General features: G+C 60.2%; 2 protein-coding genes. Both read left to right on the forward strand.

All coding sequences use genetic code 11. The features are described from left to right. On the forward strand, nucleotides 1–4,323 hold a 4,323-nt coding region (locus B0E55_RS30895; RefSeq protein ID WP_133053480.1), incomplete at its 5' end, for a non-ribosomal peptide synthetase. Nucleotides 4,324–4,611: 288 nt separating this feature from the next. After that, nucleotides 4,612–12,426 (forward strand): amino acid adenylation domain-containing protein (locus B0E55_RS30900; protein WP_443216823.1); only part of this gene is annotated, 7,815 nt, incomplete at its 3' end.

Below are 12,426 nucleotides of genomic sequence, written 5' to 3' on the forward strand. Positions count from 1 at the left end.
GCTCGTAATCCGTTGTTCCAGGTGATGCTGTCGTTCCAGAACATGGAGCAGTCGGTGCTTCGACTTGGCGATCTGACAGTTGCGGGAATCGACGCCAACACGGTGGCGGCCAAGTTCGATCTGCAGTTGACCATGGTCGAGCAGTTTGACGAGGCGGGCGCACCAGCGGGGATGGCGGCGCAGTTCACGTACGCGACGGATCTGTTCGACGAGTCGACGGTGGCAGGCTTTGCCGGCAGGTTCGGGCGCATCCTTGCTGAGATCACTGTTGATCCGTCAGTTCGGTTGGGTGATATCGACGTACTTACCGCTGCTGAGCGCAGCAACCTTCTCAGCTGGTCCACTGGTGGGCGCACAGCGTTGGCAGGCGCCTCGCTGACTGCGATGTTCGACGAACAGGTTGGGCAGACCCCTGATTCTCTTGCCGTCGAGTGCGATGGCGAGGCGCTGACCTACGGGCAACTCGACGCCTACGCAAACGTGGTGGCCGAGCGATTGACGGCGGCCGGCGTCGGTCCGGATGACGTCGTCGCGTTGATCGTGCCGAGGTCGGTCGAGTGGGTCGTAGGTATGTTGGCGGCGTGGAAGGCGGGTGCTGCGTACGGGCCGATCGATCCGTCGTACCCACAGGATCGGATCGAAGCGATAATTGCCGACACTGGCGCCCGATGTGCGGTGAGTACGACGACTCTCGATCTGGCGGTGGACGTCATCGTCCTCGACAGCATCATTCGCGATTCGCCGATTGTGGAGGGGCCGACGGATCGATGGCGTGAGCTCGGTGCGGGCGACCGCTTGGGGTATGTCATTTCGACATCCGGTTCGACTGGTCGTCCGAAGCCGACGTTGGTGCCGATGGCGGGCATCGAGAATACGGTGGCCTGGTATCGCAGCGAGTTGCCCGAAACTGGTGGTCTTTTGATCGCGTCTTCACCCAGTTTCGACCTGACGCAGAAGAACGTCTGGGCAGCGCTGAGCAGCGGTCGGACCGCAGTGCTTGCCTCAGACGGTTTCGATCCGGATGCGATCGTCGCTCGCGTCGGGCACGGTGACGTCGCAGTGGCGAACATGTCGCCGAGCGCATTCGAAGCCGTGGTGGATTCCGATGAGGAGTCTGCTCTGAGCGTTCTCGATGTTGTGTTCCTTGGAGGCGAGTCGATCCGGCTCAATCGTCTTGGCAGTTTGTTGTCAGGCGGCGTACGCCTGGTGAACAGTTACGGCCCGACGGAAGCGTCGGACGTGGTCTCGTTCCACGCAGTGACTGCGCATGACACCGTCAGCGTTCCGATCGGTGCACCGGTGCCGAACATGGATCTGTTCGTTCTGGATCGGTCGTTGGGTATGGTGCCGCCGGGCGTGATCGGCGAGTTGTATGTCGGTGGTGTCGGTGTCGGTCGCGGATACGGAAACCGAGCAGCGTTGACGGCGGAGCGTTTCGTCGCCAACCCCTTTGCGGGCGGGGAAAGGGGCGCCTCAGATGGCGGCAGCAGGTTGTATCGAACCGGCGACCTCGTCAGGTGGAACGGTCGGGGCGAGCTCGAGTACATCGGCCGATCGGATTTCCAGGTCAAACTGCGGGGGCAGCGTATCGAACTCGGCGAGATCGAATCTGCTCTGATCTCGCACGAGGCGGTTTCAGATGCGGTGGTCGTCCTGCACAGCGATGCGACGTTCGGCGACAGCCTGGTCGGGTATGTCGTGGGAACTGCAGTAGATGCGTCCGAGGTTCTGGAGTCTGCCCGGGCCGTGCTTCCGACGTACATGGTGCCCTCGAAGGTTCTTGTCCTCGACGAGCTTCCTCTCAATGCTTCGGGCAAATTGGATCGAAAGGCTCTCCCGTCACCGGTATTCGAGGCAGCAGAGTTTCGGGCGCCGGTCACAGCGGTGCAGGAAATTGTTGCGTCGGTGTTCGGAGATGTGTTGGGCGCGGAGCGGGTCGGTCTGGATGACGATTTCTTTGCGCTGGGTGGTAATTCGTTGATCGCTACCAGGTTGGCAGCAAGATTGGGACAGGCGCTCGATGCGCAGGTCCCGGTGCGCGTGCTGTTCGAGAACTCGACAGTGGAAGGTTTGGCTGCAGTAGCGCAAAAGACCGCAGGTTCCGGTGCGAGGATGGAGTTGGAGGCGCGGGAACGTCCAGAACGTCTTCCTCTGTCCTTGGCCCAGCAGCGAATGTGGTTGGTAAACCAGATGGATCCCGGTTCTGCGGCATACAACATTCCGTTGGCTCTGCGATTGACAGGGAACTTGGATGTCGCGGCTTTGCGCCAGGCTCTTCACGACGTTTTGGTTCGACATGAGTCGCTCCGGACCAGCTACCCGAGTGACATCGAAGGGCCGGTTCAGAAAATCGTCGCGATCGACGAACTCCTTTCGCCTCTCGAAACGATTCAGGTGGACGACGAGGCCGCGGCGTTCAATCGCGTCGTGGAGTTGGTGACGACCGGATTCGACGTAGCTCAGGAAGTACCTGTACGCACTGGGTTGCTCGAGTTGGGGCCGGCAGACTTCATATTCGTCTTGGTCGCTCATCACATCGCCGCTGACGGTGAATCGATGGGACCTCTGGCCCGAGACATGATGGTCGCCTATGAGGCCCGCATGCGCGGTACCGCGCCGTCGTGGACGCCGTTGACTGTTCAGTACGCGGACTTCGCGATCTGGCAGCGCGAAGTGCTCGGTAGCGTCGACGAGATCGGCTCGCAGGCTGCACAGCAACTCGACTTCTGGCGCCGGACGTTGAACGGTGTGTCGTCGACGCCCGGATTGCCTTCCGACCGTCAGCGACCCGCGCAGATGTCTGCAAAGGCCGGTGTCTCGGAGTTCTCCGTCAGTGCGGACACGGCGACGCGGCTCAACGAGATTGCGCGCGAACACAACGCCACATTGTTCATGGTTGTGCATGCCGCGCTTGCAGTTCTCATCTCACGGTTGAGCGGAAGCCGAGATTTCGCGATCGGAACAGTTGTAGCCGGGCGAGGTGAGCAGCAACTGGACGACATAGTCGGAATGTTCGTCAACACGCTCGCACTCAGGACCGCTCCGGACCTCGGAGCAGGATTCGGCGAATTGGTCTCGCTGGTTCGAAATGTCGATCTCGAGGCATTTGCGAACGGCGACATACCGTTCGAGGAAGTTACCGGCGCGTTGTCGGCGTCAGCGAACGAGCTTTTCCAGGTTGCACTGTCGGTCGAACCGATGGCAGGAGCCGAGTTCAGTCTGCCGGATCTGAAGATCTCGGCAGTCGAGGGTGTGGAGGCGACTGCGAAGTTCGACCTCCAACTCAATCTCAGTTCTGATCCGATCACAGGAGGACTGATTGGCCATTTGGTTTTCGCCGCCGATCTTTTCGACCAAGCGACCGCCGACGCACATGTCGAGCGATTCGTACGCGTTCTCGATCGGGTGTCCTCGGATCCTTCACGTCCGATCGGTGACATCGAACTGCTCACCGACTCCGAACGAGCAGAAGTCCTCGGCTCCGTGGACACAACGCCACCCCCGGCCGTTGGCGCTTCGACGGGCCGACTCGTGCCACAGCGATTGGCGAACTCCGTTGAGGCTGATCCTGACGCCGTAGCAGTCGTGTGCGATGAAGAGGAAGTGACATACCACGAGGTCGATGCACGATCATCTCGCCTTGCGCGCCACCTCATCAGTCTTGGGATCGGCCCGGGTGACGCAGTTGCGATGACAGGGCTGCGTGGCATCGAACTGGTAGTGGCGATCTGGGCGCTGTCCAAAGCAGGCGCGGCAGTACTCGTGGGAACTACAACAGGAGCAGCGCGTACGCCTGGAAGAGGAACAAACCCGAGTGTGGCCTTGACGCTGACTTCGGGCAGTGCAGATTCTGATGTCGCGCTGGATACGATCCTCGACCTGAACGAGTCCGGGGTTGTCGAATTGGTGGCGTCGTATTCGAGTCGTTCCGTGAACTACACGGATCGGCTTCGTCCGCTGAGTGGGGACGACGTCGCGGTCGTGGTTACCGGATCACACTCTGACCAGATCACCCATGGAGAGCTCGCAGCGAAGTTGGATGCTATGTCGCAAAAGCACGACGTCGACTACGAATCGCGTTTGATGTACTTCGGTCCCGACGACGATGAAACATCGGTTCTGACGATTCTGCTTGGCGGGGCGGTCGGTGGCGTCGTACTTCTTTCCTCGGAAGAGGCGAAGGACGCAGAGGTACACGAGCTCCTTGAAGAGGAGTGGGTTTCGCACGCGGTTGGTCCGACAGACGTCTTCACAGATGTCGTCGAAGGAGGTCTGCCTGATCTACGCCTGGCCTGTGATCCCGCGACGTGGACTCTGAGCTGACGCCGCCGTTCAGGAAGTCGATGGACTCCCATATCCCGAACAGTCCGATGATGTCCACTCCGCGACAGCTGTAACAATGGTTCGGTGTGTCCGATCAACTATTGGGGCTTTACCGGGACGTCGAACGCGATTTGCCCAGGTCAAGGGTAGAACCTCGGAAGTGATCGGATTCCTGCGAATACTGATCGAACTGCAGTACCAAAGCGAAGGTGAAATTGTCTTGACGCAGCACGTGTTCCTCCAGCATGCCGTTCGAGTGCAGGTCGTGACCGCATGAGCTCCGATGGTGTGACGCCAGGGACGTCGGTAGCTCGCAAGGCACGTCGAGAGCGTCCGGCACGCGGCCGTCGTGCCAGCACATCGTTGCTTCCGCAACTGCTGGCGGCGGCCGTCGAGCTGGGGCCCGAGCGGGAGGCGTTGCGGTTCGAAGGACGTTCGCTGTCATACGCAGAGTTGGACGAGCAATCGTCTCGTTTGGCGAGATTGTTGATCGCCGGCGGCATGGGGCCAGAGGATCGGGTTGCAATTTCGATACCGCGGTCCATCGAGTCCGTTCTGGCACTGTGGGCAGTCGCCAAGTCCGGCGCCGCCTTCGTCCCGGTTGATCCGAACTATCCAGCCGATCGCGTGGCCTACATGATCAGCGATTCTGGAGTTTCGGTCGGGTTGACCACTGAGGGTGCACGCGCCGGGTTAACTGACTCGGTCGGGTGGATCTCGATCGATGCTTCGGACACTGTCGAGTCGTTGGCCGCTGTCTCCGGCGCGCCAGTGACGTATGACGAGCGGGTAAGAACACTGCGTGAGCAGCACGCCGCGTACGTCATCTACACATCCGGCTCCACAGGGCGACCCAAGGGTGTTGTTGTTTCGCATTCGGGGCTAGCCGTCCTGCAGCGAGAGCAAATTCGCATGCTGTCGCTCGACGGCAATTCACGGGTTTTGCACTTCACGACTCCAAGCTTCGACGTATCGATCTTCGAACTACTCGAGACGATCGGAGCAGGCGCCGTCATGGTGATTGCCCCATCGAGCATCTACGGTGGGCCCGAGCTAGCCGAGCTGATCAAGACAGAGCGAGTGACGCATGTCGGCGCTACTCCTTCGGTGCTCGCATCGGTGGATCCATCTGGACTCGACGATGTTGCTGTCGTCGTGGTCGCGGGTGAGGCGTGTCCGCCAGAGTTGGTCGCGAAGTGGGCGCCCGGACGCCACTTTTTCAACGCGTACGGCCCGACCGAGATGACGATCGTCACGAACATGACGGAACTCGGCGCGGGTGATCCCGTCACGATCGGTGGTCCGATTCGTGGTGCAGCGTCTTTGGTATTGGATGCTCGCTTGCAGCCTGTACCGACGGGGACTACGGGTGAGCTCTATCTTGCAGGGCCGCAGGTTGCGCGCGGATACCACAATTTGGCAGGAATGACGGCCGATCGATTCATCGCGAATCCCTTTGGGGCCCAGGGTGAACGAATGTACCGCACGGGGGACGTGGTGCGGTGGACGGAAAGTGCTGCCGGCGATCGTAGCGTCGAATACGTCGGACGGTCCGATTCCCAGGTCAAGATCCGTGGCTTCCGCATCGAGTTGACTGAAATTGACGCGGTCATCGCACTCGACGAACGGGTCGAGTTTGTGACAACTCTCGGGCGAGTGTTGCCCAGCGGTGAAACGGCTCTAATCTCTTATGTGCTTCCTGCAGTTGGAGCCGTGTTGTCCGGGGATGACGTCCTGGCAGTGGTCAAGACGGATCTTCCCCGTCACATGATTCCGGCGGCTGTCGTTGTCATCGACGAGATCCCCTTGACGCCGGTAGGAAAGCTGGATTCGGCAGCACTTCCTGATCCCGTATTCGAGGCCCGAGAGTTTGTAGCGCCATCCTCCGCTGGTGAGGTCCTGGTCGCGCGCGTATTCGAAGAACTCTTGGGGGTGGACCGAGTCGGCGCTGACGACGACTTCTTCGAACTCGGCGGCAACTCGTTGATTGCTGCGAAATTGGCCGGGCGTCTCAGTGCGGCTTTCGATGTGCGGGTTCAGGTCAAAACGCTGTTCGAGTACTCGACAGTCTCCGGACTTGCATCTGTTCTGTCAGATTCAGCGGGGCATGTGCGAATTGCCTTGGCCCCTCGCTCTCGTCCGGAGCGGATACCTCTTTCCCTTGCACAGTCGCGGATGTGGTTCTTGTCGAGATTCGACTCTGTGTCTGGTGTGAACAACATTCCGATCGTGTTGCGGTTGTCCGGTGCCGTCGATGTTTCGGCACTGTCCGCAGCGCTGTCGGATGTTGTTGCGCGGCACGAGGTGTTGCGGACCGTCTACCCGGAATTCGAGGGCATCGGGTTCCAACAAGTACTTCCGGTGGGCGAATTCGTGGGAACTGTATTGCCCGAAACTGTCGACGCGGCCGACTTGCTCGGTGTGCTGACGCCAGTGGTGGCAGAGGGGTTCGATGTCACGGTCGAGGTGCCATTGCGGGTTCGTTTGTTCCAGACGGGCTCGTCGGAGTTTGTATTGGCGTTGGTGATTCACCATATTGCTGCTGATGGCGTGTCGTTGGGGCCATTGGTGCGTGATGTGTCGGTCGCGTACGTGGCGCGTGCGGGTGGTCAGGTTCCGCAGTGGGCGCCGCTGGCGGTGCAGTACGCGGACTTCGCGTTGTGGCAGCGTGAGGTGTTGGGGTCCGAGGGGGATCCGTCGTCGTTGATGTCCGAGCAGTTGGGGTATTGGACGTCGGTGTTGGCGGGGTTGCCGGAGCGGATCGAGCTGCCGGCGGATCGCCCGCGGCCGTTGGTGGCATCCAATCAGGGGGCGAGTTACCAGTTTTCGATAGACGCGCGGTTACATCGAGCGCTCGAGCAGTTGGCGCTTGATCGTAATGTGTCGTTGTTCATGGTGGTGCATGCGGCGTTGGCGGTGTTGTTGGCGCGGCTGAGCGGTAGTGACGACGTTGTGGTGGGCTCTCCGATCGCAGGGCGGGGTGAGCCGGAGCTGGACGATCTGATCGGTATGTTCGTCAATACGTTGGTGTTGCGGACCGAGGTGGATTCTTCGGAGTCTTTCTCGGCGTTGTTGGGTCGGGTTCGTGGGGTCGATCTCGGGGCGTTCGGCAACGAGGACGTGCCGTTCGAGCGTTTGGTGGAAGTGCTTGATCCGGCGCGGTCGCAGGCCCATCATCCGTTGTTCCAGGTTGCGTTGTTCTTTCAGAACATGGCGCAGGATGTCGTGGAGTTGCCGGGACTGTCGATTGCCGGTTTCGACGCCGGTGTCGAGATCGCGAAGTTTGATCTGCAGTTGACGGTGACGCCGTTGGAGGAGGACGGCGTCGGTGTGGGGATGCCGATGTCGTTGACGTATGCGACGGATCTGTTCGACGCGTCGACAGTTGTTTCGTTTGCGGAGCGGTTGGTGCGTGTTCTGGAAGCGATGGTGGCGGAGCCTGATTCGGTTGTCGGGGATGTGGAGTTGCTCGGTGAGGACGAGCGTTCGCAGGTGTTGGTGACGGTCAATGACACTGTTCACGAGTTGACTGACGACGCTTTGTTGCTCGACGGGTTTGTTGCGCAGGTGGCGGCGACGCCGGGTGCGGTGGCGGTGATGTTCCAGGGACAGTCTCTGTCGTATGCGGAGTTCGGGTCTCGGGTGAACCGTCTTGCACGGTATCTGATTTCGGTGGGTGTGGGGCCGGAGTCGTTGGTGGCGTTGGCGATGCGCCGGTCGGTTGACCTTGTGGTTGGTATGTATGCAGTGGTTGCTGCGGGTGGGGCGTATGTGCCGTTGGATCCGGATCATCCGGTCGAGCGCAATGGTCATATTCTCGAGACCGCGGCACCGGTCTGTGTGTTGTCCACTGCTGGTGACGGTGTGGTGTTGCCGGGTGAATTCGATGTGGTCTTGATCGACGAGCTGGATGTGTCCGGATTCTCGGATGCGCCTGTTTCTGATGTGGATCGTGTTGCGCCGTTGCGTGTTTCGAATGCTGCGTATGTGATTTTCACGTCGGGGTCGACGGGGAAGCCGAAGGGTGTGGCGGTTTCGCATGCGGCGATCGTCAATCAGATGGCGTGGATGCAGGGGCAGTATGTTCTGACCGGGTCGGATGTGTATCTGCAGAAGACTGCGACGACGTTCGATGTGTCTTTGTGGGGGTTCTTCCTGCCGTTGGCGGTGGGTGCTCGGTTGGTGGTGGCCACTCATGACGGTCATCGGGATCCGGGGTATTTGGCGTCGGTGATCGCTGATCAGCGTGTGACGGTGACGGACTTCGTGCCGACGATGCTGTCGGTGTTCGCGGGGGAAGTCTCTGCCAGCCAGTTGGATTCGCTGCGTGATGTGTTCGTCATCGGCGAGGCGTTGCCGGCGCAGACGGTGCGCGATTTCGGTGTTGTTTCAAGCGCGCGGGTTCACAACTTGTATGGTCCGACCGAGGCCGCGGTGTCGATCACGTTCGCGGATGTGACGGATGCTGTCCACGGTGGTGTGGCTTCTATTGGTGTGCCGCAGTGGAATTCGCAGGTTTTCGTCTTGGATTCGCGATTGCGTCCGGTGCCGGCGGGTGTTGCGGGTGAGTTGTATCTTGCGGGTGATCAGTTGGCTCGTGGGTATGTTTCTCGTCCGGATTTGTCGGCGGATCGCTTCGTGGCGAACCCGTTCACTCATGGCAGTGTCGGCGATCGGATGTACCGCACGGGGGACTTGGTGCGGTGGGGCTGGTCGGGGGAGCTCGAGTACATCGGGCGCACCGATTTCCAGGTGAAGTTCCGGGGTCAGCGGATCGAGTTGGGGGAGATCGAGTCGGCCCTGGTGGCCGATGTGTCGGTGTCGGTGTCGTCGGTGGCGGTGGTGTCGACCAAGACCGGTGATCAGTTGGTGGGGTATGTGGTGCCGACGTCGGGAGCGGTGGTTGATGTTGCGGCGCTTGTGGATTCGTTGGGGTCGGTGTTGCCGTCGTATATGGTGCCGTCGCAGATCATGGTGTTGGATGCGTTCCCGCTGAATGCTTCGGGGAAGTTGGATCGGAAGCTGTTGCCGAAGCCGGTGTTCGAGGCTGCGGCGTTCCGGGCTCCGGTGACTCCGGTGGAGGAGTCGGTTGCCTCGGTTTTCGCCGAGGTGTTGGGTGTGGATCGGGTCGGGCTTGATGATGATTTCTTTGCTTTGGGTGGCAATTCGCTGATTGCAACTCGGATGGTTGCCCGCCTTGGGCAGGCGCTCGATACGCAGGTTCCGGTACGGGTGCTGTTCGAGGTGTCCTCGGTCGAGGGCGTGGCTGCCCGGGTTCAGACCAAGATCGGTTCGGGTGCTCGGGCGGCGTTGACTGCTCGGGTGCGCCCGGAGCGGGTGCCGTTGTCCCTTGCACAGCAACGGATGTGGTTTCTGAACCAACTCGACCCAGAGTCGCCGGTCTACAATGTTCCTCTCGCGATCCGGCTTTCAGGGAAGCTAAACGTGGCGGGGCTGAAAGCTGCTGTTTCCGATGTCCTGGCACGGCACGAGTCGCTCAGAACGTTGTACCCAAGCGATACAGATGGACCAATGCAGGTAATTGTTCCACCCGAAGATGTCGTGCTGGACTTGAGTCCAGTCGAGGTCGACGCCGAGTCTGTAATGCTGCGCCTATCAGAGGTTGTCGGACAGGGATTCGACGTCGGTGCTGAGGTCCCCGTTCGAGCGAAACTGTTCAGCCTTGGCTCTGACAACTACGTGTTGGTTGTCGTGATCCACCACGTTGCCGGAGACGGTTCCTCGGTCGGTCCACTCGGGCGCGATGTCATGGTCGCGTATGAGGCCCGATCTCGGGGCGTAGTTCCGGGGTGGGCGCCTCTCGGAGTGCAGTATGCGGACTATGCGTTGTGGCAACGCGAGATGTTGGGCTCGGACGGCGACCCGGATTCGATCGCGTCGAAGCAGATTGCGTACTGGCAAGCGCAGTTGGCTGACGTTCCCCCCGTCCTTAATCTCCCCTTGGATCGTGCCAGGCCGGCGATTCAGTCATTGCGCGGAGCGACAGTCGATTTCACGGTCGATGCACGCCTTCATTCAGGCTTGTCGAGGCTCGCAGAGGGCCACAACGTGACTGTCTTCATGGTCATTCACGCGGCGGTGGCTGTTTTGATGTCCAGACTGAGCAGTTCTCCGGACGTGGTCCTTGGTACTCCTGTCGCAGGACGCGGCGAGGCCGAACTCGACGATCTGATTGGTATGTTCGTCAACACGCTGGTCTTACGCACGAACGTCGAAGCGTCGGAAGGATTCGGTTCGTTCCTGGAGCAGGTGCGTGAAATCGATCTATCGGCGTTTGCCAATGCGGATGTGCCGTTCGAGTGGTTGGTGGATGAGATCGACCCCGTGCGTTCTACTGCGCATTCACCGCTGTTCCAGGTTTTGTTGGTGTTCCAGAACTTTGCGCAAACGCAGTTCGTGTTGCCAGAACTCACGATTTCCGGGATCGAAGCGGACTCGGGAACGGCGAAATACGACCTTCAGATCACTCTGTCCGAGGTCATCAGCGAGTCGGGAGAACCCTCGGGGATGCACGGGTCGTTCAACTACGCAACCGACCTGTTCGACGAATCAACGGTGTTGGAATTCGTCGATCGTCTGTTGCGAATTCTGAACACAGTGTCCGCAACTCCGGACGTACTGGTGGGTGATATTCCCGTACTCTCACAGAGCGAGAGTGAACAGGTACTGGCACAAGCTGTTTCGGCCGGTTCTTTGTGCTCGGACAATGCAACGCTGGTCTCGTTGTTCGACGAGCAGGTTGCGCGGACGCCTAACTCTGTCGCGTTGGCCATGGACGGAATTGAACTTACGTATGCGGAGTTCGATGCCAAGGTCAATCAACTCGCGCGTCACCTCATTTCCGAAGGAGTCGGACCTGAGCAGTTGGTCGGTGTGGCGATGCGTCGGAGCATTGAACTCGTGGTTGCGATCTACGCCGTTCTGAAGGCTGGGGGCGCCTACGTTCCTATCGATCCAGATCATCCAGCAGAACGCACCGAGTACGTCGTCGAGGCGGCGGATCCGGTACTGATTCTGACTACCGCTCGCGATCAGTTCGCGTCGACGGGTCGACGGATGGTGACTGTCGAGGCTCTGAACTTGGACGGGTTCCCATCTCGCCGGATAGCCGACTCTGAACGCAATTCGCCTTTGCGATCGGAAAACACGGCGTATCTGATCTTCACTTCAGGTTCGACAGGTCGCCCCAAGGGCGTTGCGATTACACACAGCGCAACGGTGAACCAGTTGGTGTGGGCTCAGGCGACCTACAGGCTTGATCGCTCGGATGTGGTACTGCACAAAACGCCGATCACCTTCGACATTTCGGTCTGGGAATTGTTCTGGACTCTCCAAACTGGAGCGAAACTGGTCATCGCGGTTCCCGACGGACACCGGGACGCAGATTATCTTGCGAAAACCATTGCGCAAGAGCGGGTCACGACGGTGCATTTCGTTCCGTCGATGTTGAACGCATTCATGTCCGCGGTGCCCGCGCCGCTGCCGGAGTCGGTGCGTCGCGTCTTTGTCGCAGGAGAGGCGTTGAGCGCCGACACCGTACGCCGATTCAGCGGGTACGCGTCGGCGAGCCTGCACAACTGGTACGGGCCTGCCGAGGTCGAGGTGGTAACAGCTTGGGAGGCGACTCCTGAGGCGGTGGTCGTCCCGATCGGTTCGCCCGTCGCTAACACGTCCACTGTTGTGCTTGACGGCCGGTTGGCGCCAGTGCCGGTGGGTGTGGCCGGTGAACTGTATTTAGGTGGACCGCAGGTGGCTCGTGCATATCACGGTGAGCCTGCTATGACGGCGCTGCGATTTGTCGCCGATCCATTCGGATCAGCCGGCGCCAGGTTGTACCGCACCGGAGATTTGGTTCGACGGACCAAATCGGGGGAGCTGGAGTACATCGGCCGTAGCGATTTCCAGGTGAAGTTGCGTGGTCAGCGGATCGAACTGGGTGAGATCGAATCAGCCCTGCTCACACATGAGAACGTCAACGACGCCGTCGTCGTGATGCACTCTGACTCCAAGTCGGGTGACAGCTTGGTTGGGTATGTGGTGCCGGCGTCGGGTGCGGTGGTTGATGTTGTGGCGCTTACGGAT

Source organism: Rhodococcus sp. 66b (assembly GCF_002076325.1).
In the GTDB taxonomy this organism is placed as follows: Bacteria; Actinomycetota; Actinomycetes; order Mycobacteriales; family Mycobacteriaceae; genus Rhodococcus_F; species Rhodococcus_F erythropolis.